This is a genomic window from Streptomyces sp. NPDC002446 (genome assembly GCF_053595675.1).
On sequence record NZ_JBSFYC010000047.1, the window covers coordinates 36808 to 59041 of the forward strand.

The 22234-nt window shown below is 74.1% G+C and carries 22 protein-coding genes and 1 pseudogene; 15 read left to right on the forward strand and 8 right to left on the reverse strand.

Annotated elements, in window-relative coordinates; genetic code table 11:
* The first annotated feature begins 111 nt into the window (after positions 1-111).
* From ACWD6P_RS24555 to ACWD6P_RS24565, 3 genes are all read left to right on the forward strand, one after another.
* On the forward strand, positions 112-915 hold the full coding sequence (locus ACWD6P_RS24555) for a glutamate racemase (RefSeq protein ID WP_451446308.1): 804 nt from the start codon (positions 112-114) through the stop codon (positions 913-915).
* A gap of 67 nt (positions 916-982) precedes the next feature.
* Positions 983-1600, forward strand: coding sequence for a hypothetical protein (locus ACWD6P_RS24560; protein ID WP_451446309.1), 618 nt, complete (start codon positions 983-985; stop codon positions 1598-1600).
* 78 nt (positions 1601-1678) lie between these two features.
* Positions 1679-2182, forward strand: coding sequence for an NUDIX hydrolase (locus ACWD6P_RS24565; RefSeq protein WP_451446310.1), 504 nt, complete (start codon positions 1679-1681; stop codon positions 2180-2182).
* Between the two features lie 79 nt (positions 2183-2261).
* Here ACWD6P_RS24565 and ACWD6P_RS24570 read toward each other — a convergent pair whose 3' ends face one another.
* Positions 2262-2798 carry a hypothetical protein gene (locus ACWD6P_RS24570; RefSeq protein WP_451446311.1) on the reverse strand — a complete coding sequence of 179 codons (537 nt, stop codon included), beginning with the start codon at positions 2796-2798 and terminating at the stop codon, positions 2262-2264.
* A gap of 247 nt (positions 2799-3045) precedes the next feature.
* Here ACWD6P_RS24570 and ACWD6P_RS24575 point away from each other — a divergent pair, with 247 nt between their 5' ends.
* The 3 genes from ACWD6P_RS24575 (at position 3046) to ACWD6P_RS24585 (ending at position 6284) form a co-directional block, all read left to right on the forward strand.
* Positions 3046-3885, forward strand: a complete 840-nt coding sequence (locus ACWD6P_RS24575) for a 3-hydroxybutyrate dehydrogenase (protein WP_451446312.1) — start codon at positions 3046-3048, stop codon at positions 3883-3885.
* Between the two features lie 81 nt (positions 3886-3966).
* Positions 3967-5988, forward strand: a complete 2022-nt coding sequence (locus ACWD6P_RS24580; RefSeq protein ID WP_451446331.1) for a helix-turn-helix domain-containing protein — start codon at positions 3967-3969, stop codon at positions 5986-5988.
* 98 nt (positions 5989-6086) lie between these two features.
* Positions 6087-6284, forward strand: coding sequence for a CsbD family protein (locus tag ACWD6P_RS24585; RefSeq protein WP_451446313.1), 198 nt, complete (start codon positions 6087-6089; stop codon positions 6282-6284).
* 111 nt (positions 6285-6395) lie between these two features.
* Here ACWD6P_RS24585 and ACWD6P_RS24590 read toward each other — a convergent pair whose 3' ends face one another.
* A complete protein-coding gene (locus tag ACWD6P_RS24590; protein WP_451446314.1) occupies positions 6396-7754 on the reverse strand; it encodes an MFS transporter in 1359 nt (452 codons plus the stop codon).
* Positions 7755-7920: 166 nt separating this feature from the next.
* Between ACWD6P_RS24590 and ACWD6P_RS24595 the strand changes: the two genes are divergently transcribed.
* A complete protein-coding gene (locus tag ACWD6P_RS24595) occupies positions 7921-8637 on the forward strand; it encodes a DUF6333 family protein (RefSeq protein ID WP_451446315.1) in 717 nt (238 codons plus the stop codon).
* A 52-nt stretch (positions 8638-8689) separates the two neighbouring features.
* Here the strand turns inward: ACWD6P_RS24595 and ACWD6P_RS24600 are convergent, their stop codons facing one another.
* Positions 8690-10198 (reverse strand): hypothetical protein, encoded by a 1509-nt coding sequence (locus ACWD6P_RS24600; RefSeq protein ID WP_451446316.1) that lies wholly within the window; start codon positions 10196-10198, stop codon positions 8690-8692.
* Positions 10199-10390: 192 nt separating this feature from the next.
* On the opposite strand from ACWD6P_RS24600, the gene ACWD6P_RS24605 reads away from it, so the two are divergent.
* Together ACWD6P_RS24605 and ACWD6P_RS24610 are read left to right on the forward strand one after the other, a co-directional pair.
* On the forward strand, positions 10391-11698 hold the full coding sequence (locus tag ACWD6P_RS24605) for a PucR family transcriptional regulator (RefSeq protein ID WP_451446317.1): 1308 nt from the start codon (positions 10391-10393) through the stop codon (positions 11696-11698).
* Positions 11699-11864: 166 nt separating this feature from the next.
* Positions 11865-13394, forward strand: a complete 1530-nt coding sequence (locus ACWD6P_RS24610; protein ID WP_451446318.1) for an alpha/beta hydrolase — start codon at positions 11865-11867, stop codon at positions 13392-13394.
* A gap of 7 nt (positions 13395-13401) precedes the next feature.
* Here the strand turns inward: ACWD6P_RS24610 and ACWD6P_RS24615 are convergent, their stop codons facing one another.
* Complete coding sequence (locus ACWD6P_RS24615) at positions 13402-14307, reverse strand: SCO2400 family protein (RefSeq protein WP_451446319.1); 906 nt, start codon at positions 14305-14307, stop codon at positions 13402-13404.
* 397 nt (positions 14308-14704) lie between these two features.
* On the opposite strand from ACWD6P_RS24615, the gene ACWD6P_RS24620 reads away from it, so the two are divergent.
* The 3 genes from ACWD6P_RS24620 to ACWD6P_RS24630 all read left to right on the forward strand — a co-directional run bounded on the left by ACWD6P_RS24620 (position 14705) and on the right by ACWD6P_RS24630 (position 15970).
* The gene (locus tag ACWD6P_RS24620; protein WP_451446320.1) at positions 14705-15280 is read left to right on the forward strand and encodes a hypothetical protein; all 576 of its coding nucleotides are present in this window, start codon (positions 14705-14707) and stop codon (positions 15278-15280) included.
* Positions 15281-15408: 128 nt separating this feature from the next.
* Entirely contained in the window at positions 15409-15486 is a 78-nt protein-coding gene (locus tag ACWD6P_RS24625) for a 50S ribosomal protein bL37 (protein ID WP_384428599.1), read from the forward strand.
* A 160-nt stretch (positions 15487-15646) separates the two neighbouring features.
* Positions 15647-15970 carry a putative quinol monooxygenase gene (locus ACWD6P_RS24630; protein WP_451446321.1) on the forward strand — a complete coding sequence of 108 codons (324 nt, stop codon included), beginning with the start codon at positions 15647-15649 and terminating at the stop codon, positions 15968-15970.
* Positions 15971-16017: 47 nt separating this feature from the next.
* On the opposite strand, the gene ACWD6P_RS24635 is transcribed toward ACWD6P_RS24630, so the two are convergent.
* A complete protein-coding gene (locus tag ACWD6P_RS24635) occupies positions 16018-17331 on the reverse strand; it encodes a phosphoribosyltransferase family protein (protein WP_451446322.1) in 1314 nt (437 codons plus the stop codon).
* Positions 17332-17425: 94 nt separating this feature from the next.
* Here ACWD6P_RS24635 and ACWD6P_RS24640 point away from each other — a divergent pair, with 94 nt between their 5' ends.
* On the forward strand, positions 17426-18280 hold the full coding sequence (locus ACWD6P_RS24640; RefSeq protein ID WP_451446323.1) for an HAD-IIA family hydrolase: 855 nt from the start codon (positions 17426-17428) through the stop codon (positions 18278-18280).
* Here ACWD6P_RS24640 and ACWD6P_RS24645 read toward each other — a convergent pair.
* Positions 18277-18990 (reverse strand): histone deacetylase, encoded by a 714-nt coding sequence (locus tag ACWD6P_RS24645; RefSeq protein WP_451446324.1) that lies wholly within the window; start codon positions 18988-18990, stop codon positions 18277-18279. The genes ACWD6P_RS24640 and ACWD6P_RS24645 overlap by 4 nt on opposite strands.
* A gap of 67 nt (positions 18991-19057) precedes the next feature.
* On the opposite strand from ACWD6P_RS24645, the gene ACWD6P_RS24650 reads away from it, so the two are divergent.
* Positions 19058-20605 (forward strand): ATP-dependent DNA ligase, encoded by a 1548-nt coding sequence (locus ACWD6P_RS24650; RefSeq protein WP_451446325.1) that lies wholly within the window; start codon positions 19058-19060, stop codon positions 20603-20605.
* A 4-nt stretch (positions 20606-20609) separates the two neighbouring features.
* Complete coding sequence (locus tag ACWD6P_RS24655) at positions 20610-21083, forward strand: NUDIX domain-containing protein (protein ID WP_451446326.1); 474 nt, start codon at positions 20610-20612, stop codon at positions 21081-21083.
* Between the two features lie 30 nt (positions 21084-21113).
* Here the strand turns inward: ACWD6P_RS24655 and ACWD6P_RS24660 are convergent, their stop codons facing one another.
* On the reverse strand, positions 21114-22106 hold the full coding sequence (locus ACWD6P_RS24660) for a zinc-dependent alcohol dehydrogenase family protein (RefSeq protein WP_451446327.1): 993 nt from the start codon (positions 22104-22106) through the stop codon (positions 21114-21116).
* Positions 22103-22234 (reverse strand): annotated as a pseudogene (locus tag ACWD6P_RS24665) (carbohydrate ABC transporter permease); the annotation flags it as partial. The gene ACWD6P_RS24660 and the pseudogene ACWD6P_RS24665, both read right to left, overlap by 4 nt.

A 22234-nucleotide genomic window follows, 5' to 3' on the forward strand; every position in this document is an offset into this window, starting at 1 on the left:
GCACCGTACGGCGGCGGTCCGACGTACAGGCCGAGGACGGCGGGTCCGCCCGGAACGAGCCGCCCCCGCCCGGTATGACAAGTCGGACGTCCGGACCGGTAAAGTGTCCGGGTGAAGATCGCGCTGATGGACTCCGGGACCGGGCTGCTCGCGGCGGCCGCCGCCGTACGGCGACTGCGACCCGACGCGGATCTGGTGCTCTCCAGTGACCCCGACGGCATGCCCTGGGGCCCGCGCACCTCCGACGACGTCGCCGCACACGCCCTGGCGGTGGCCCGCGCGGCCGCCGCACACCGCCCCGACGCGCTGATCGTCGCCTGCAACACCGCCTCCGTCCACGCCCTGCCCGTCCTGCGCGCCGAGCTGGAGCCCGCCGTCCCGGTCATCGGCACGGTCCCGGCGATCAAGCCCGCCGCGGCCGGCGGCGGCCCCGTCGCCATCTGGGCCACGCCCGCCACGACCGGCAGCCCCTACCAGCGGGACCTGATCGAACGCTTCGCGCGCGGCGTGGCCGTCACCGCGGTGCCCTGCCCCGGGCTCGCCGACGCGGTCGAGACCGCCGACGAGGCCGCCATCGACGCCGCCGTCGCGGCCGCCGCGCGCCTCACCCCGCGCGACGTACGGGCCGTCGTCCTGGGCTGCACCCACTACGAGCTGGTCGCCGAACGGATCCGCGCCGCGCTCCAGCAGCCCGGCGCCCCGGCGCTCGCCCTGCACGGGTCGGCCGAGGCCGTCGCCGCCCAGGCGCTGCGCCGCGCCGGCGCCGAACCGGCACCCGCGGCCGCCCCCACCGGCGGGCTCAGCGTGCTGCTCAGCGGGCGCCCGGGCGCGCTGCCGGAGGTGGCGCTCGCCTACGCCGAGGGCCGGCTGCTCGCGGAGAGCCGCACGGACACCGCGGGCGTACTGAGCGGCTGAACGGGTCCCTCCGAACGGTCCCTCCGACGCGCTGCCATAGCGTGTGAAGACGCGTACGCTGCGTCTCATGAGGGACCACCCCCACGAGGGGGCAGCAGCCCCCGGCAACCACGGCAGTACCGACGGCTCCGACGGCCCGGCGGCCCACGTCAGCGGCGCCCACGCGGTGACCCCCGAGGTCTGGCACGGCAGCGCCACCAACCGCATCCAGTGGCTGCTGGCCATGGTGGGCGCGGGCTGTCTGGCACTGGGCATCGAGCTCGCCGTCGCGAGCAGCTGGACCCACGGTCTGGCACCCCTGGTGATGTCGGTGGTCGGCTGTGTCGCGGCCGGTCTTCTGGTGCTCTTCGGCACGCTCGCCTTCGTCCATGTCGCCGTGCGCGTCGACAAGGACTGCCTGGAGGTGCGGTGCGGCTACATCGGAGTGCCGCGCCGCCGGATCCCCCTGGACACCGTCGTCGGCGCCGACTTCGCGCCCCAGGTCACCCCCCGCCACTGGGGCGGCTGGGGCTACCGCTGGCGCCCCGAGCAGGGCACGGCCGTGGTCGTACGCCGCGGCGAGGGCCTGGTGCTCAGGCTCGGCGACGGGCACACCTTCACCGTCACCGTCGATGACGCCGAGGGCGCCGTCCGCGCCGTCCGCCGCCGGCTCCCGCGGACCAACGGGACCCCGGCGGGCGCCTAGGGCTCGTCCGATGGGTCTGTGGAACCAGGGGACTTTCCGGGGGCCGGACCAGGGGGCCGGGTCCCGTAGGGTCGGAGCATGGCAACGCCCGATTTCATCCGTGACCTCCGCAGCTCCATCGGCCGCAAGCTCCTGTGGCTGCCCGGGGTGAGCGCGGTCGTCTTCGACGACGGGGGCCGTGTCCTGCTGGGCAAGCGGGCCGACACCGGCCGCTGGTCGGTGATCGGCGGCATCCCCGAACCCGGCGAGCAGCCCGCCGAGACCGCGCTGCGCGAGGTCTACGAGGAGACCGCGGTGCGGGTCGTCGCCGAGCGGGTGGTCCTCGTCGACACCATGCCGCCCACGCACTACCCCAACGGCGACGTCTGCCAGTTCATGGACGTGACGCTGCGCTGCCGCGCGGTCGGCGGCACGGCGCGGGTCAACGACGACGAGTCCCTGGACGTCGGCTGGTTCGCGGTGGACGCCCTGCCGGAGCTGGACGAGTACTCGCTGGTCCGCATCAAGCGGGCGGTGGAGGCCGGGCCTACGTGGTTCCAGGGGATGGCGGAGGACTCTGAGGAAGAGCAGGTCCCGGAGTAGCAGGTCGGGACAGGTGGGAGGAGAGGTCAGGGGGCAGCAGTCCGGGGGCAGTCGCCGGGGTGGCCCCGGGGCCCGCCGTCTACAGTTCCTCGGTCGACGGCTCCTCCATCGGGTCCGACGGTTCCACGGGCAGCGGGGGCAGCTGGGGCCCGTCCGGGGAGCCCGGCTGCTCGGCTGGCTCCTCCGTGTGCATCTCCCGCCGGTCCTTGCGGCAGCTCGTGATCCAGGTGCCGGTGGGGCCGCTCTCGTACTGGCAGAACCAGCCGCGTACGGCCAAAGTGCCCCGCTCGCTGTCGCCCTCCCGCGGCGCCCGCACAAAGAACTCCGACATCACATCGCGGGCCTCCTCGCAGCCCACCGTGCCGCCGGCGCCCGGATCCGCGTACAGCGCGACATCGCCCGCCTCGCCCAGGGCGTTCTGGATCTCGCCGCAGCTCACCGGCTGCCCGGGGACGGCGGGGGAGGGGGCGGCCGAGCCGGGAGCGGAGCGCTGGGGGCCCGGCCCGGTGCCCGTACCGGCGGACGACGGCACGGGCTCCCCGCGGCCCTCGGTGTCCCCGCACCCCGCGGCGGCCAGGGCGAGCAGCACGGTCGGCACGGCGATGAGCCTTTGCATCTCGGACTCCCTTGTGGCGGCGGTCGGCGCTCGGCACGCTGCGTCGTACGACGCTAGGAGGCCCGCGGGGGCGGGGCGATCCGGGGCGGCCGATCGGGTGAAGCGCGCCGGGGCGCGGCCCGGCGCGCACGGCAGGGATGTACGGCAGGGGTGCACGGCAGGGGTGTACGGCCGCCACACCCGGCCCCCGAAGTGTGGGGCCGCGGCACATCGGTGCCGGGTCCGTCGCCGCCTAGGGTGCGGACACATGACCATGACCGGCACCCCAGGAACCCCAGGAACGCCAGGAACGCCGGGCCCGCCACGTACTCCGGGGCCGGTGTCCCTCGAACTCGACGGCCGCACCGCCCTCGTCACCGGCGCGGCCGGCGGCATCGGCCGGGCCTGTGCCCTGCGCCTGGCGGCGGCCGGAGCCACGGTGCGCGCGGTCGACCGGGACGCGGCGGGCCTGGCCGGCCTCGTCGCGGCCCTCCCGGACGGCGCCCGCGGCGGCATCGAACCCCGCCCCCTGGACCTCACCGACCTGGACGCCGCCGAGCGGGCGGCGGCGGGCACCGACCTGCTGGTCAACAATGCCGGCATCCAACTCGTCCGCCCCATCGAGACGTTCCCGCCCGAGGTCTTCCACCAGGTGCTGACCGTCATGCTGGAGGCACCCTTCCGGCTGCTGCGCGGTGCGCTGCCCCATATGTACGAGCAGGGCTGGGGCCGCGTCATCAACATCTCGTCCGTGCACGGGCTGCGGGCGTCGCCCTTCAAGTCCGCCTACGTCGCCGCCAAGCACGGCCTGGAAGGCCTGTCGAAGACCGCGGCCCTGGAGGGCGCCCCGCACGGCGTCACCAGCAACTGCATCAACCCCGGATACGTCCGCACGCCCCTCGTCGAGCGGCAGCTCGCCGACCAGGCCGCGGCACACGGCATCCCCGAGGAACGCGTACTGGCCGACATCCTGCTCGCCGACTCCGCCCTCAAGCGGTTGCTCGAACCGGAGGAGGTCGCCGAGGCCGTCGCCTACCTCTGCACCCCGCAGGCGTCGTTCGTGACCGGTGCCTCGCTGGTGCTCGACGGGGGCTGGACCGCGCACTGAGCAGCCCGGTCCGTACGCCCGCGCATCCCGCGGGCGGCGGAGTCTGGCGCGCGGCGACGACCCGAAGGTATCCCTGTGACCATGCCCAACGACCAGCCGACGCCCGAGTCCGGCACCGAGACCGGCGCGCTCGGCTTTCTCCGCCTGCTGGCCACCGGGGCCGCCGCCGAGGAGTACGAGCGTCCGGTGCTGCGCGCCCGCGCCGAGGGCGCGCCCGCCGGCCGGCTCGCCGCACTGGAGCGGGCCAAGCTCCTCGCGCTGCGGGTACGGACCGAACTGGAGGGCCGCCGACGGCGCGAGGCCGAGCTGTCCGCGCTCTACGCCACCGCGCACGACCTGGCCGGGCTGCGCGACCTGGACGCCGTGCTGCGCGCCATCGTGCGCCGGGCCCGCGCCCTCCTGGGCACCGAGGTCGCCTACCTCACCCTCAACGACCCGTCCGCCGGCGACACCTACATGCGGGTCACCGACGGCTCGGTCTCCGCGCGCTTCCAGCAGCTGCGGCTCGGCATGGGCGAGGGCCTGGGCGGGCTGGTCGCACAGACCGCCCGCCCGTACGTCACCGACAGCTACTTCCACGACGAGCGGTTCCGGCATACGCGCACCATCGACTCGGGCGTCCGCGACGAGGGGCTGGTGGCGATCCTCGGGGTGCCGCTGATGCTGGGCAGCGGCGTCATCGGCGTGCTCTTCGCCGCCGACCGCCGCGAACGGGTCTTCGACCCCGGCCAGATCGCGCTGCTCGCCGCCCACGCGGCGCACGCGGCCGTCGCCCTCGACACCGCCAACCTCCTCGCCGAGACCCGCAAGGCGCTCACCGAACTGGAGGCCGCCAACGAGATCATCCGCGACCGCAGTGCGGTCATCGAGCGGGCCTCCGGCATCCATGACCGGCTGACCGAACTGGTGCTGCGCGGCGGCGGGGTCCAGGACGTCGCGGACGCGGTGGCCGAAGTCCTGGACGGCGAGGTGGAGTTCACCGCTCCCGGGCAGGCGCCGGCCGCCGCCCTGGACCGCTCCCGCGCGGACGGCCACGCCGTACGGGACGATGGGGGTACCTCCCGGGCATGGGGGTCCCCCCGGTCGAGCGGAGCCGAGAGTGGGGGAGAAGCCGAGAGTGGGGGAGACTGGGTCGCCGCGGTCTGGGGCGGCGGCGAGGTCCTGGGCGCCCTCGTCCTGCGCGGCCACCCGGCACTGGACCCCGTCGACCAGCGGACCCTGGAGCGGGCCGCGATGGTCACCGCCCTGCTCCTGCTCGCCCGCCGGACCGCCGGCGAGGCCGAACAGCGGGTACGCGGCGAGCTGCTGGACGACCTCCTGGACGCCGCCGACCGCGACCCCCGCCTGCTGCGGGAACGCGCCGCCCGGATCGGCGCCGACCTGGACACGCCCCATGTGGTGCTGGCGGCGCGGACCTCCGGTGCGCGGACCTCCGGCGGCCAGAGCCCGCCCCACCCCGACGGCGCCGACCGCCGGCGCCTGTGGTCGGCGGCCTCCCACCTGGCCGCCACCCGCCACGGTCTGGCCGCCGTACGGGACGGCGGCGCCGTTCTGCTGCTGCCGCTCGGGCCCGACGGCGATCCGGCGCACACCGCCCGGGAGGTCGCCGCCCGGCTCGGTGCCGCGCTGCACCTGCCCGTCACGGTCGGTGCCTCGGCTCCCGTCCCGGCCCCCGCCGCCCGCCCCGCGGCCGTCGCGGGCGCCTACGCCGAGGCCCGTCGCTGCCGGGAGGCGCTGTGCGCACTGGGCCGGGCGGGCCAGGGCGCGGCCGCCGCCGACTTCGGCTTCCTCGGACTGCTGCTCGCCGACACCCGCGACGTGGACGGCTTCGTCCACCGCACGCTCGGTGCCGTCACCGACTACGACGCCCGACGCGGTACCGAGCTGCTGCGCACCCTGAGCGCGTACTTCGCCTGCGGGATGAGCCCGGCCCGCACCAAGGACGAGCTGCACGTCCATGTGAACACCGTCGCGCAGCGCCTGGACCGGGTGAGCCGGCTGCTGGGACCCGACTGGCAGGACCCGGCCCGCGCCCTGGAGATCCAGCTGGCGCTGCGGTTGCACCAGCTCTCCGCCGCCGTGCCGCTCGATACGGAGGAGTAGCGGGAGTCGGCTCCGGGTGCGGGCCGGCGCGGCCTGGGTCAGCGTGGACCCGGAGCTTTCGCTCCGTTCACCGGACCACCGGACAAAAGGAGTGCGATATGGCCGGCAAGGGAGCCAGGGACAAGATGAAGGGCCAGGCCAAGGAGGTGGCCGGCAAGGCCACCGGCAACGACCGGCTCAAGCGCGAGGGCCGCACGGACCAGGTCAAGGGCAAGGTCGAGGAGACCGTCGAGGACGCCAGGGAGAACCTCCGGGACGCCAAGGACTCCCTGCGGCCCAAGCGCGGCAAGTCCTGACGTCCGGCGGGGGCGTGGCGGGCCCGTCGTCCGTCTCCCGGCGCGTCCCGAGGCCCGCCGCGCCCCCGCCGCACATCAGATCCTCGTCGTACGTCACGTCCTCGTCGTACGTCAGATCCTCGCCGTCTCCGGCGCCTCGGCCCCGTCCACCGCCGCGAGGTCCCGGTCGCGGGTCTCCCGCGCCGCGCCCACCGCGATCAGCGTGAGCAGCGCGGCGGCGATGACGTACAGGGCGATCGGCGTCGGACTGCCGTAGTCGGCGAGCAGCGCCGTGGCGATCAGCGGGGCGGGCGCACCGGCCGCCACCGACGCGAACTGGGCGCCGATCGAAGCACCCGAATAGCGCATCCGGGTCGCGAACAGCTCCGCGAAGAAGGCCGCCTGCGGCGCGTACATCGCACCGTGGAAGACCAGGCCGACGCCCACCGCGAGCAGCAGCGGCCCGAACCGGCCGGAGTCCACCAGCGCGAAGAACGGGAACGCCCAGCAGGCGATGCCGACCGCGCCCAGCAGATAGACCGGCCGGCGCCCGATCCGGTCCGAGAGCGCGCCCCAGGCGGGGATGACCGCGAAGTGCAGCACCGAGGCGATCAGCACCGCGTTCAGCGCGGTCTGCTGCGGCAGGCCCGTGTGCGTCGTCGCGTACACCAGCACAAAGGCCGTGACGACGTAGTACGAGATGTTCTCGGCCATCCGCGCGCCCATCGCGATCAGCACATCGCGCCAGTGCTGCCTCAGGACCGCGACCAGCGGCGCCCTCTCCACCGCCGCGCCCGCCGCCCGCCGGGCCTCGGCGCTGCGCAACGCCGCCCGGAACACCGGGGATTCATCCACCGATATCCGCATCCACAGTCCGACGACGACCAGGACGCCCGAGAGCAGGAACGGCACCCGCCACCCCCACGCCGCGAACGCCGGCTCCGGCAGCAGCGCCGTCATCAGCGACAGCACACCGGTGGCCAGCAACTGCCCCGCGGGCGCACCGGTCTGCGGCCAGGACGCCCAGAACCCGCGCCGCCGGGCGTCGCCGTGCTCCGACACCAGCAGCACCGCGCCGCCCCACTCCCCGCCCAGCGCGAACCCCTGGACCAGCCGCAGCGTGGTGAGCAGCACCGGCGCCGCCGTACCGACCGTGGCGTGCGTCGGCAGCAGTCCGATCGCGAACGTCGCACCGCCCATCATCAGCAGGCTCACCACCAGCAGCCGCTTACGGCCCAGCTGGTCCCCGTAGTGCCCGAAGACCAGTGCCCCGACGGGCCGCGCGGCGAACCCCACCGCGTACGTCAGGAACGACAGCAGGGTTCCGACGAGGGGATCCGAACCGGGGAAGAACAGCTTGTTGAAGACCAGCGCGGCGGCGGATCCGTAGAGGAAGAAGTCGTACCACTCGACGGTGGTCCCGATGAGACTGGCGGCGACGACGCGGGTGAGGCCGGCGGACGCGGGCGGGGAGGTTGCGGGTGCGGCCATGGTCACCACTTCCGGGCGGCTACGGGGACGTTGACGTGTCGACACACCGTAGAAACGCCCAGGTCAGGCGCACATGTGGCGGGACACCACACTTCGGGTCCCGAGCATGGTGGTGCGTGCCCTGACCGCCAACTTCGCCCGGAGTGGCGGAAGTTAGTGTGGCGGGATGACGGAATCCTCTCTCTGGGACTTCCCCGCGGACGCGGACGTGGTCCGCTACGGCGCGTACACGCTGACGGTCGTCCACCCCGGCGCCCCCACGGACGCGGCCGGGCTCCCTGCGCATGACCCGGCCGCGGCCCGCCGGTTCGCCGCATCCTTCGGCACCGTCGACACGGTCCTCGACGACCTGGGAACGGTCCCCGCGACCGATGGCGTATCCGCCGGCACCCGCGCGGATCTGGAACTGGTCCGGGTCGGAAGCTGGGGAGAGGTCACCGAGATCACCGACCCCGGTCTCGTGCACTGCAACGGCGTCTACCCGGTCTGGGAGGAGGCGGAATCCCTCGCCGAGCGCTTCCCCAAGGCCGTGATCATCGCCTCGTGCACCATCGACTACCACATGACCTACGGGGCCTGGAAGATCGTCCACCCCGACGGGACACGGCTGTTCGCCGCCGGCTGGCACGGAGAGGACCACTGGGACTTCGACGGATCCCCGGCCGACGTGGCCGCCGCCTTCGGCATCACCGCGGAGGAACTGCGCGAAGCGGACGTCGACATGGACGCCGACGTCAATGTCTTCTACTGGGGCGGCCTGTGCGACCTCGCCCTCAGGAAGGTCGCGCCCCTCGACCGCACCGGCCGCACGGTGTCCGTCTTCCGCGTGCGGCACACCGAGGACGCCATCGGCAACATGGAGGAGATCTGGCTGGAGGAGTAACGGGCAGACGCCCGGCCGGAAGCCCGGCCGGGCGTCTGCGCGAGCGGATCGCTCAGGCAGGGGGCAGCTTCCCGTGGCCGAAGAGCTTCCGTTCGTCGTGCAGGGCGAACGGCGTGGTCCTCAGGTCCACGATCTGGATGCCGAAGATCTTCAGCTGCAGCATCAGCTGGGTCTTGAGGTCGTAGCCCGCGCTGAGCGCCCACGCCGGGGCGCGGCCGCCGGTGGCCGCCGCGGCCCGCCCGGTGAGGTGGACGGACAGCTCGCCGCCGACGCCCGCCGTGTCGTACAGGAACACCTGGGCCTGCGCGCCGACGCGGGCCGTTGCGGTGGCCGCGCCCTCGACCCGGGGAGTGGCTCCCTTGGTCTGCTGGCGCGCCTCGTGCAGCGGCTGCCACCCGTGCCCGCGGTCGTAGCGGGCGCCGACGGCGAACGAACCGGAGGTGCGCTGGTCGGCGTCGAGCACCACGCGCCCGCCCGCGGTGAAGCGGTAGGTGAAGGTGACCTCCGTGCTGACCACGACGGGAACGGGACCCACCCAGAAGACGTGCCGTCCGGTGACCGCCGCCAGCGGCACCGCGACCTGCCCGGTGTCGGCGGTGCCGCGCACCTTGCCGTGCACCTGCCAGCCGTAGGCGTAGGAGCCGCCGAGGCCGATGGCCGCGCGCTGCGGCAGCAGGTTCAGCCCGCCGCGCTTCTCGTACTGGAAGATCAGCTCGGGCCGGAACGTCACCTCGCCGGACAGCCGGGCGGGGGACTTGCCGGTCGCCTCCACGCCCTTGGGAAGCGGCACATTGACGCCCAGCCGCAGGGTGGTGAGCGCCTTGGCCGCACCCGGCGGCACCGAACCGCGCGGGGAGGTGCGGGCGAGCTGGGGGCGCACCGCCCCGGAGGCGGAGGAGGAAGCGGAGGCGGAGGGGCTCGGTGTGGCCGGGTCCGGGCTGCCGCTCGCGGAAGGGCTCGCCTCGCCGGGCGGCGTGGCGGGGGTGCCGCCTTCCTGGCCGTCGCCGGCGGACGGCTTCCGTACGGTGACGCCGGACGAGAGCGGCTTGACGGTGAGTTCACCGGCCCGCAGGGCGGCCCGCTGGTCCACCTTCTGCTCGCCGAGCAGCTCGGAGAGCGTCGCGGGGGAGGTGGTCACCCGGACCTCGCCGTCGCGCGTCCCGGTGACCTTGCCCACCTTGAACAGCGCCCCCGACGGGGCGTGCCGGCTCGGCGCGGCGGCGACGACATCGCCGGTGCGCACGGTCTTGCCCGCGGACGGTTTCAGCACCGCCTGCCTGCTGCGGGCGTCGTACGACGAGAGCCGCACGGAGACCGAACGGCCGGAACCGGCGGGCGCGTCGGACGGCTTGGCGACGACGGCACCGCCCTCCGGCCCCGCGGCCGTGCCACTGCTCTCCGGCGCGGTGTCCGGGCCCGCGGACCCGGTGGCCCGTATACCGGCCGGGGGCGCGCCGGGACCACCGGAGTCCGAGAGCAGTGCGTGGGTGCCGAGGGCCGCGGGGACGAGTACGCCGACCGCGGCGGCGGGCACCGCGATACGGCGCCAGGAAACAGCCATGGATTTCCTTGATGATGGGGGGTGACGGGGAAGGAAAAGCAGGGCCGCCTACCGAACGACAGACGGATCCTTACGACTGCTCAAAAGTCGTCCAGGATCGAACATCTGTAGGGGTTCGGGCGGCTTCCTCGTAGCATGGCGACGAATGATCGCTTTCGCCATGGGGAAAGACACCGAGTCGGGAGGGGACGGGTGGAGACTTCCACAACGGTGCCGGAGGCCGTAGCCGCGTTGCACGCCGGAATCGGCCCCCTCGCCGACGAGGTCGTCGACGGCCTCCGGGCCCAACTCCCCTCCTATGCGGCGGTGCCGGCGGACGTCCTCCGGCCGCGGGTGCTGGCGTCCCTGCAGAACGGCCTGTCGGCGGTGCAGCGCTGGTCCGCCGAGGACCGCAGGTCACCGCAGCGCGCCGGACGCGGCGGCCGGACCTACGACATTCCCGCCGCGCACCTCGCCGAAGTGGCGGCCCTGGCCCGCTCGTTGCCCGTCGAGGACATCATCTCCGCCTACCGGATCGGCACGGACATCGTCTGGCGGCGTTTCGGCGAGGAGATGGCCGCCCGGCAGGGCACCGCCGAGGAGCTGCTGCCGATCGCCGAGACGCTCCGCGCCTGGACCGACGCCCTCACCCTGCGCATCGTCCGCAGCTGCCGGACCGGCCTTCAGCCGCGCACGGTGGCCATGACCGACGACCGGCGGGCGGCGCTGGTCCGCGCGCTGCTGCTCGGCGAGGCGCGGGGGGACGAACCCTCCCTCAAGGGCGGCGCGGTGGGCACCGGACCGTCCGACGGCCGGCCCGCTGACGGGGAGGTGGACCGCGCCTACGACCACAACGCCCTGCGCCTGCCGTTCCGCGCGCGGCTGCCCGCGTCTCCCGGGCCCACCGGCAGCGGCTCCCACCCCCGCGGGTCCGACTCCGACTCCGGCACCGGCGACCGCGCACTCGCCCGCACCGTCGATCTGCTGCGCCCCTGGCTCGCCCTGGACGCCGTGGGAAAGCCCCTGGTCACGACCGTGGACGGGGATGTGGCGGGGCTGCTGGCGGGGCGGCCGGGCGGACTGTGCCACAGCCTGGTCGTGGGGCTCGGCGCCCCGGTGCCCGCGTCGGGGCTCGCCACCGAGTTCACCCGGGCGACCCATGCGCTCCGCGCCGCGGTCGGCTCCGGGCTCGTCGGGGTGTTCACCCGCGAGGAACTGGGGCTGCGGGCCACGGTCGTGGCCATGCCGGACATCGGCGAGCAGCTGGTGCGGCTGCGCCTGGCGCCGCTGGCCGAACGGGGCGAGGACTGCGCCCAGTTGGAGGAGGCCGCGGCCGCCTACCTACGGCAGGGCCTGCGCCTGGAGGCCGCCGCACGCACCCTCTACGTCCACCCCAACACCCTGCGCAACCGGCTCCGGCGCTTCGAGGAGATCACCGGCACCAGCCTGCGCGACCCGGCCGATCTCGCGGAGATCTGGTGGGCGCTGTCCCACCGCCTGATCCACGGCCCGGCGAGCTGAGGAGACCGGGCCGGGCAGACCCGGCCGGGGCACCCGCCGCGGCCCCGCCGGAACGGGGAGCCCCCGGTGCGCGCCCACGCCGCGGGCGACTTCCGGGGGATACCCCCACCACCGGCATCAGGTCTGCCGGATGGGGGAAAGAGCCCGGCTCAACAACCCTTGTCCCATGACGACTTATCCCCGCAGCGCTCCCCTCCGGCGCCTGCTCCCCCTCCTCCTCGCGCTCTCCGCCACGGCAGCCGCGATGCCCCTGCCCGCCGCCGCGACCCCGGGGACGGGGGCCAAAACCGCTGCCGCCGTCCCCGCCCTGGCGTGGCACCCCTGCGCCCAGGGCGCCGGGCCCGCCGGGCAGGAGTGCGCCGAGCTGCCCGTACCGCTCGACTACCGCGATCCCGACGGCCGGCAGCTCACCCTCGCCGTGTCCCGCCTGCGCGGCGAGCGGCTTGCGGCGCGGCGCGGGACGCTGCTGATGATCCCCGGCGGACCGGGCGGCTCCGGGGTGCGGTGGCTGGGGCAGCAGGGGGAGGCGCTGCGCAAGGAGACGGCGGGCGCATACGACATCGTCAGCTTCGACCCGCGCGGGGTGGGCGGCAGTACGACGGCGAGCTGTGCACTCGGCGCGGACGACCGGCATCTGGTGCACCTGCGCTCCTGGCCGGCACCGGACGGCGGGATCGAGGAGAACGTCGCGCGGTCCCGGCGTACCGCCGCGGCGTGTGCCCGCCACGGGGGTGCCGTGCTGCGCAGTTTCACCACGGCGAACGAGGTCCGCGACATCGACCGCTTCCGCCAGGCGCTGGGCGAGCAGAAGCTGTCGGCCTGGGCCGTCTCGTACGGCACCTATGCGGGCGCCGTCTATGCGCAGAAGTACCCTCACCGCACCGGCCGTTGGGTGCTGGACAGCAGCGGCGACCCCGACCCGTCCCGGGTCGCACGGGGCTGGCTGGCGAACATGGCGGTGGGCGCGGACGACCGTTTCCCCGACTTCGCGGCCTGGGCATCGGACCCCGCCCGGGAGGAGGAGGGCCTGCGGCTGGCCCGACGGGCCGAGGACATCCGGCCGTTGTTCCTCAGGCTGGCGGCGGAGCTGGACCGCGCGCCGAAGGAGTCGACGACGCCGGGCGTCCCGCTGACCGGCAACCGCCTGCGGCAGGCGCTGCAGAACGCCCTCGACAACGACGAAGCCTTCACCCCGCTGGCCCGGCTCGTCCGGGCGGCCCGCAACCCCTCCGCAAAGCCGGCCCTGCCCGCCGCACTGGCCGCGCCCCTGCGCGACCAGGACGCGGCGGTCACCACCGCGGTCATCTGCAACGACGTCCGCTGGCCAGGCCGGGTCTCCGTGTACCGGCGCGCGGTGGCCGCCGACCGCGCCCGGCATCCGCTCACGGCCGGGATGACGGTCAATGTCTCGCCCTGCGCCTTCTGGAAGGACGCACCGGCCGAGCGGCCCACCCGGATCACCGCGGAGGGCCCCTCCAACATCCTGATGATCCAGAACCTCCGGGACCCCTACACCCCGTACTCCGGCGCCCTGAAGATGCGCAGGGCGCTCGGCGACCGGGCCCGCCTGATCAGCGTCGGCCGCGGCGGGCACGGCGTCTACCTGGGCACCGGCAACGCCTGCGGCGACCGCGGGGTCACCGCGTTCCTCGTCGAGGGCCGGCGTTCGGAGCGGGACGTGTACTGCGCGGGGTGACCGGCCGTCAGCCGACGCAGACCACTCCCAGCAGACACACGTCCGACGGCGATGCCTGCTCGTCCGACGGCGGGGCCGGCTCGGCCTCCGGCGTGCTCGGAGCCGTCGTCGGCTCGCTGCTCTCGGGCGGTGAGCCGGCGTCGGAGCGCCCGCGGGGTGCGGGCGCGGCCGCCTTCGGCGCCGGGGCGTCGGCGTCGTCGGTGTGCGCCTCGTCGGCGGATGCGGGTGCCGTGTGCGGCGCTGCGCTGGGAGGCGTGGAGGGGCGGGCCGTGGGACCGCTGTCCGGCTGCTGTTGCTGCGTCGTGGCGGCGGGCGCCGTGTCGGCGGTGGGCTTGCGGTGCCGGCCGGTGGGGAGGGACGGACGCGTGCCGGGGTGCCGCGAGGCCCGCTCCGCCGGCTGCTCCGACGCGTCGGTGGCCGTCGGCAGGGACTTGGCCGCGCTCTCGGGGTCCGCCGCCGCGGTGGCATGCGTCTGGCCGTTGCCGCCCTTGTCCGGCAGCAGCGCAACGGTCAGGGCACCGCCGGCGATCGCGAAGGCCGTCGCCGCCACGGCACGGCGCTTGTGCTTCTTCCAGCGCGCCAGCTGCCGGCGCCGGGCCGCCCGCCCCTGCCCGGTGGCGGCGCCGACCGGGACGCTGCCCGCACCGGTGCCGGAATCGTCCGCCCCGGCCTCCTCGGGCGCGAGGTCGTCGACCGGCGCGGTGGCGTCGGGACTGCCGTCCCCGTGACCGGGCACCGGGGTCTGCTCCGGCTGCCACGCGTCCCATGACTCCCAGGCCGTCGTGGTGGCGGCCGTCGGGACCGCCGAGCCGCCGCGGTAGGCGGGCGGGGCGATGTCCGGGGCGTAATCACCGCATCCCGGGCACACGAGAGCCCCGTTGAGGTTCCGGTGGCACGACGAGCAGTAGTCCATCTGCGATCTTTCTCTGCTGCCTGCGCCGCCAGGGACGCCGACGACCTGATTCACCTTCGCACGCAGGATCGAGCGGCTAGCAACGCTAAACGGCAGCTGTGGAAGACAGTACGAAGACTTTGTGACGCTTCCGTGGAGATGCCTTGCCGGCGGCTCCCGTACTTCGGACATGTCGCGATCAATGACGGGATGGACCGCTGGACCATGCGGCGCTCTGTGTGATCCACACCGCGGGGCGGGGGAGTCGCGCCCATGCCTCCGCCGCGCGGCGGAGGCCGTTCCGCCTGTGGGGTGAGGTGCGGTGTCGCGGCGAAGAGGAGTGTGGAGATCGGCAGGGAAGTCCCGAACTCCGCCCCGCCGTACCGGATTCGACCCTCATATCGCCCTTGGAGAAAGAATGCCTGGAATGCGTCGCCCCCTCGTCAAGGCCGCCACTGCTCTCGCCGCGGGTACCGCGGCCGTGCTGACCCTGGGTCTGACGGGGCCGGCATCGGCCGTCGAGAGCGGGCCGCAGGCCGCCCGGCACACCGTCGACGAACCCTCGCTCACGGGCTCCGCCAAGCTCAAGCGCCAGCCGGGCGACAGGGTGCACTTCGCCTTCGACGCCCACGGCTTCGCCGACAAGGCGCGCGGCACGTTCTACGTCAGCCACCACGTCGGCAAGGAGTGGGGCGGCTACGCCAAGGGCCGGATCGACTGCCTGGTGACCGGCGGCCCGGTCGCCGTGGCCACCGGCGTGGTGACCGAGTCGCACTTCAACGACGCACCGGGCATGCCGCACATCGGTGATCTGAAGGGCAAGCGGTTCGGCTTCACCGTGCTGGACGACGGCAAGAAGGACCGGCTGGGCTACAGCTGGGCCATGGACGGCCTGCCGAAGAACAGCGTCGGCAAGTGCCTGGGCTCCGCCCCCTTCGAGACCCTGGAGAAGGGCGACTTCAAGGTCGACCACTGGATGCCGCCCCGCTCGTGAGCACCGGCGGGCCTGGTTCCGCGACGGGTCTGGCGGTACCTGGACCTCTCGGCACGGGGCGGGGCGCCACTGTGAAGTGGTAGAAATTCCGCGAAACGTATTGTTGAGGTACGGAGAAGGGAGACGTCATGTCCTCGAAGCGCCGTCGCAAGAAGAGGGCCCGCCGCAAGGGCGGAGCCAACCACGGCAAGCGTCCGCAGTGCTGACCTGAGGACCGCACCCGGTCCCTCGCCCAAGGGGCACCCGAGCACCCGGGTGCCCCTTGGGCCTGCCGGGGGGGTGTCGGCCGTGACGGGCTGACAGGGGGCATCGCCCCTGAATGACCCGGTTGACGGCAGATGACCGCAGATCTCCTATCATCGATGGATGATCTTCATCGTCGTCAAGTTTCCCGTAAAGCCCGAGCACGCCGAGGACTGGCCCCGGCACGTCGAAGCCTTCACCAGCGCCACCCGCGAGGAACCCGGCAACCTGTGGTTCGAGTGGTCCCGCAGCATCGAGGACCCCCACACCTACGTCCTGGTAGAGGCGTTCAAGGACGACGCCGCCGAGGCGCACGTCAACTCCGACCACTTCCGCGCCGGCCTCGAAACCATGCGCCCGCTGCTGCGCCGCACGCCCGACATCGTGAGCACCACCATCGAGGGCGCGGACGGCTGGAGCGCGATGGGCGAGATCACCATCGACTAGGGCCCGTCCGACGGGCCAGGGGCAAAAAGGCCCTGGCCGACCAGGCCTTACCCGACCAGGTGGCCGAGGAACCAGTCCCTGGCGAGAGCGGCGACCTGGTCGAGGGCGCCGTGTTCCTCGAAGAGATGGGTGGCGCCGGGGATGATCTCCAGCTGGGTCTCGCAGCGCAGCGCCGCCTCGGCCTCGCGGTTGAGGTCGAGGACCAGGGGGTCGTTGCCGCCGACGATGAGCAGGGTCGGGGCCCGCACGCCGACGAGCAGCTCTCCCGCGAGGTCCGGACGGCCGCCGCGGGAGACCACGGCGCCGATGTCCGCCCGGGGGGAGGCGGCGGCCCGCAGCGCCGCCGCGGCGCCGGTGCTCGCGCCGAAGTAGCCGATCGGGACGTCCGCGCGGCCGCGCATCCAGTCGGTGGCACCGGTCAGCCGCTCGGCCAGCGTCGCGATGTCGAAGACGTTCGCCCGGTTGGCCTCCTCCGCCGGTGTGAGCAGGTCGAAGAGCAGGGTGCCCAGGCCCGCCCGGTTCAGCGCCGTGGCGACCAGGCGGTTGCGCGGGCTGCGCCGGCTGCTGCCCGAGCCGTGGGCGAACATCACGATGGCCTTCGCACCGGCGGGCAGATTGAGGTCACCGGTCAGCCGGACCCCGGCGGCGTCGATCGCCACCTCCTCCACCACGTCCGTGTCCCCCGGCCCCCGGGCGAGCGGGTCGGTGTCACTCTCCGCACCCGCCCCGTGCGCGGCCTGTGCCAGCAGGGAGACCACCTCGTCGTCCGGGGTCTGGGAGAAGTCCCGGTACCACTCGCCGACGGCGGCGAAGCCGAACGGGGTGGACAGGCAGACGAATTCATCGACCTTGCTGCGCAGCCGGTCGGCCGCGTCCGGAGGCGCCACCGGCACGGCCAGCACCACCCGGGCCGCGCCCTGCGCCCGTACCACCTCGCACGCCGCGGCCGCCGTGGAACCGGTGGCGATCCCGTCGTCCACCACGATCGCCGTCCGCCCTTCCAGGTGCAGCCGGGGCCGTCCCTCGCGGAACCGGTGTGCCTGGCGCAGGAGTTCCGCCTCCTCGGCCTGCTGCACGGAGTCCAGGTCCGTCTGATCGAGCCGGCCGCGACGGACGATGTCGTCGCTGATCACCCGTACGCCACCCTCTCCGATGGCGCCGAACCCCAGCTCGCGCTGGTAGGGGACCCCCAGCTTGCGGACCACGATCACATCGAGCGGCGCCTTGAGCGCCCGCGCCACCTGGAAGGCCACCGGGACCCCGCCGCGCGGCAGGCCCAGAACGACGGGATCTTCCCCCTTCAGGTGCCGTAGCGCTTCGGCGAGGCGCTTCCCCGCGTCCGTACGGTCGGTGAACAGCACAGTGTGCACCCCCTACCCAGGGGAGACGGAAGCCACGTCCACACCTCATTTCGAACTAACCGCAGATGCCGGTGCTTCGCAAGTCGGGCGGCCGGTGCCGCGCCGCCGTACGCCCCCTCCGGCGGGCCGTGGTTACCGTCGGCGTATGGACGGAATCAGAGCGGCTCTGATCGATATCGACGGCGTGCTCACCGTGTCCTGGAAGGCGCTGCCCGGCGCCGTCGAGGCCATGGAGCGGCTGCGCGCCGCGGGGGTCCCGCTGGCCCTGGTCACCAACACCACCTCGCGCACCCGCGCCGTGATCGCCCGGAAACTGGCCGGGCAGGGGTTTCCCGTCGATGCCGACGACATCCTCACGGCCCCTGCCGTCACCGCCGCCTACCTGCGGGAACACCATCCGGGCGGGCGCTGTCTGCTGATCAGCAGCGGCGATGTACGGGACGATCTGGAGGGCGTGGAGATCCTGGAGAGCGGCGACCGGGCCGCGGACTGCGCGGCGCCGGACGTGGTGGTCTTCGGCGGGGCGGGGGAGGAGTTCAGCTACCCGGCCCTCAACGCCGCCTTCGGGCATCTGCAGCGCGGCGCCCGGCTGATCGCCATGCACCGGAATCTGTACTGGCGCACCGACGCCGGGCTCGACCTCGACACCGGCGCGTTCCTGCTGGGGCTGGAGCGGGCGGCCCGGGTCGAGGCGGTGGTCACCGGCAAACCCGCCGCGGCGTTCTTCGCCACCGCCCTGGCCCATCTCGGTGCGTCGGCCGCGGAGACGCTGATGGTCGGCGATGACATCGAGGGCGATGTGCTGGCGGCCCAGCGATGCGGGATCACCGGTGTGCTCGTCAAGACCGGCAAGTACCTGCCGGAGACGCACCGTGCGGCGGACGGCACACCGGACCATGTGCTCGATTCCTTCGCCGACCTGCCCGAGCTGCCCGGACTGTCCGGCTAGGGAGTCCCGGGTGTGCCGAGCAGCTCCGCGATGTCCGCCGCCGTCCAGTGGCCGTCCGCTCCCGGGCAGGTCGCCAGGTACGCGGCGGCCCGGGGCGCGGTCCATCCATGGGACGCGATGATTCCCGCGGCGATGTGCTCCAGGTAGGCCGCGGAGGGCGGATTCAGCTGAGCGGCGATGTCCTCGCCGCTCCAGGGGGCCGTGAAGGTCAGCACCGGAACACCGTCCAGCAGCCCGGCGCACACCAGGGTTTCGTACCGGCCGGGGCCGATCCGGGCCCGGCCGTGGGTGAGCACCTCGGTCAGATCGAGGTCGGTGCCCGGCTCCCGGTACATCTCCTGGGCGGCGATGTCCGAGAACTGAGAGAGCGTCAGAAGATAGGCGCGGGCGGGCAGTTCGGCGTCAGCGCGCGATCCCGGCGGGTGGTCGGGGTCGTAGAAGGCCCGGCCGCCGGTCCACACCTGCGATTCGGTGGCGAAGTACATCCGGCCGGGCAGCACGACCGGTGCGGTGCGGGCGGGCGGCCGGGGGTCCCGGCAGCCGGGGTGGTCGCGCAGCCCGCCGGGGGGCCGGCCGCCGGCGAGGTAGCAGGTCAGCCGGTCGAGGTGCATGTTGGAGCCGTACGCGGCGTACCAGAGCCGCTCCGGACGCAGCGCGTGGACGGCGTCCGGGGCGCAGTGCAGGGCTTCGAGGCGTCGGGACCGCTCCACACGTCCGCACGATACGCGGGCGCGGGCCGGGCGGGCGGCGACGGCGCCGCGGGGGCACCATGGCCGTATGCTGCTGGCCGATCTCGCGCAGGTGTCGGGGGCGGTCGCCGCGACATCGGCGCGCTCGCGGAAGATCACGCTGCTGGCCGCGCTGTTCCGGGCCGCCGCCCCCGAGGACGCCCCCGTGGTCATCCCCTATCTGGCCGGGCGGCTGCCGCAGGGGCGGATCGGGGTCGGCTGGAGCGTGCTGCGCGAGCCGGTTCCGCCGGCGGACGACGCCACCTTGACCGTACGCGCGGTGGACTCGGCGCTGACCGCACTCGCGCGGGTCTCGGGCGCCGGGGCACAGCAGGAGCGGCGCCGGCGGGTGCGGGAACTGCTGGCCGCGGCGACGCCGGACGAGCAGCGGTTCCTGGTCGGTCTGCTCACCGGCGAGGTACGGCAGGGCGCGCTGGACGCCCTCGCGGTCGAAGGGCTCGCCGCGGCGAGCGAGGTGCCCGCCGCCGACGTACGACGGGCGGTGATGCTCGCCGGCTCGCTGCCGGACGTCGCATCGGCGCTGCTCGCCGGGGGACCGCCGGCCCTCGCCGCGTTCCGGCTCACCGTCGGCCGGCCCGTGGGGCCGATGCTCGCGCACAGCGCCAAGTCGGTGGCCGAGGCGATCGACCGGCTCGGTGCCTGCGCCGTGGAGGAGAAGCTCGACGGCATCCGCGTACAGGTGCACCGCGACGGCCCGGACGTGTGGATCCACACCCGCACGCTCGACGAGGTCACCGGCCGGCTGCCCGAGGTCGTCGCCGTCGCACGGGCGCTGCCGGCCGAGCGGTTCATCCTGGACGGCGAGGTGATCGCCCTGGACGGCGCCGGCCGGCCGGTGCCCTTCCAGCGGGTCGCGGGCCGCTTCGGCTCACGGGTCGACGTCTCCGCCGCGCAGGCCGCGCTGCCGCTGTCCCCGGTCTTCTTCGACGTCCTGTCGGTCGACGGCCGCGACCTGCTGGAACTGCCCGGCGCGCAGCGGCACCGCGAACTGGCGCGGCTGGTCCCCGAGCCGCTGCGGGTGCGCCGCTGCGTGGTCGGGGACCCGGCCGACGCCGCGGCACGCGCGGCCGCCGAGGAGTTCTGGTCCAAGACGCTGCGCCGGGGCCATGAGGGCGTGGTGGTCAAGGCGCTGGACGCCCCGTACAGCGCCGGCCGCCGGGGCGCCGCCTGGCTGAAGGTGAAGCCCGTACACACCCTCGACCTGGTGGTGCTGGCGGCGGAGTGGGGGCACGGCCGGCGCACCGGGAAGCTGTCCAACCTCCACCTGGGGGCGCGCGGGCCGGACGGCGGATTCGTCATGCTGGGAAAGACCTTCAAGGGGCTCACCGACGCCACCCTCGGCTGGCAGACCGAGCGGCTGCGGGAGCTCGCGGTGGCGGACGACGGCCATGTCGTGACGGTGCGTCCGGAACTCGTCGTGGAGATCGCCTACGACGGGCTGCAGACCTCCTCGCGCTACCCGGCGGGGGTGACCCTGCGCTTCGCGCGGGTGGTGCGCTACCGGCAGGACAAGACGGCGGCGCAGGCGGACACGGTGGAGACCGTGCTCGCCGCCGGGGACACCGGGGGAGCGTAGGCCGGTGGCGGGAAAGCGGAGCGCCGGACTGCTGCTGTACCGCGGGGGCGGGGACGGCACCGAGGTACTGCTGGCGCACATGGGCGGCCCGTTGTGGGCCCGGCGGGACGAGGGCGCCTGGTCGGTGCCCAAGGGGGAGTACCTGCCACCGGAGGAGCCGCTGGACGCGGCGCGGCGGGAGTTCGCGGAGGAGCTGGGGATGCCGCCGCCCGACGGGCGGTACGTGCCCCTGGGGGACGCCCGCCAGTCGGGCGGCAAGGTGGTGACCGCATGGGCCGTCGAGAGCGATCTCGATCCCGGGCGGATCGTGCCCGGCACCTTCGAGATGGAGTGGCCGCGCGGGTCCGGGGTGGTCCGCAGCTTTCCCGAGATCGACAAGGTGGCATGGTTCGCACCGCACGAGGCGGCGCAGCGCCTGGTCAAGGGCCAGCGGGTGTTCCTGGAGCGGCTGGCCGACCGGCTCGGCCCCGGGGACTGAACCCCGGCGTCCGCCATGCCGCCCCGGCGCTCACGGCAGCACCTGGATCTTCCGCCCCTCTCCCGCCTGGAACCGCGCCAGGCCCTTTGCGTAGTCGTCCAGCGGCAGCCGGTCGCTGATGAAGACCTCCGGGTCGAGGACGCCGGCCGCGAAGAGCTCCGCGGCCCGTTCATAGCTGTGCAGCACGGCCATCGAGCCGGTGATGGTGATCTCCTGGTTGTAGATGCGGTACGGCTCGATGGTGGCGCGGGCGGCGTAGTCGGCGACGCCGAACTGGAGGAAGGTACCGCCCTTGCCGACCCGGCCGAGCGCGTCCTGGATGGCGCGTTCGTTGCCGGTGGCGTCGATGACCACGTCCCAGCCGCGCGGCCGGTCCAGCTCGTCGGCGGACCCGGCCGCGTTGCTGCAGCCCAGCGTACGGGCGGTGGCCAGCCGCCCGGGGTTGATGTCGACGACGTCGACGCCGGCCGCGCCGGTGCGCTTGGCCAGTTCCAGCATCATCAGGCCCATCGTGCCCGAGCCGTAGATCAGCACATGGGTGCCCAGCTGCTGGGAGCGCAGGATGTCATAGCCGCGTACGGCGCAGGACAGCGGCTCGATCAGCGCCGCGTCCTCGGTGCGTACGTGGTCGGGCAGCCGGACGCAGTTCGCGACGGGGGCGACGGCGAACTCGGCGGCGCCGCCGGCCGTGGTCACCCCGATCGCGGCCCAGCGCTCACAGAGGTTGTTGCGGCCGGTGCGGCAGTAGTGGCACTCGTGGCAGTAGAGGGAGGGGTCGACGGCCACCCGGTCGCCCTCGGCCAGTTCGGTGACGTCGCTGCCGAGGGCGACGACCGTACCGGCGAACTCATGGCCGGGGACCACCGGCAGGGTGGGCGCGAACTCGCCCTGGAGGATGTGCAGATCGGTGCCGCACAGCCCGCAGGCGGCGACCGCGACCACGACCTCGCGGGGGCCGGGGGAGGGGTCCGGCACGGTGGCGACCTCGACCTTGCCGGGGGCGCTGATCACTGCGGCTTTCATTTCACGGCTCCGAGCGAGAGGCCCTGGACGAGCTTGTCCTGGGCGGCGAACCCGGCGATGAGCACCGGGAGGGAGATGACGGTGGCGGCGGCGCACACCTTGGCCAGGAACAGGCCCTGGCTGGTGAC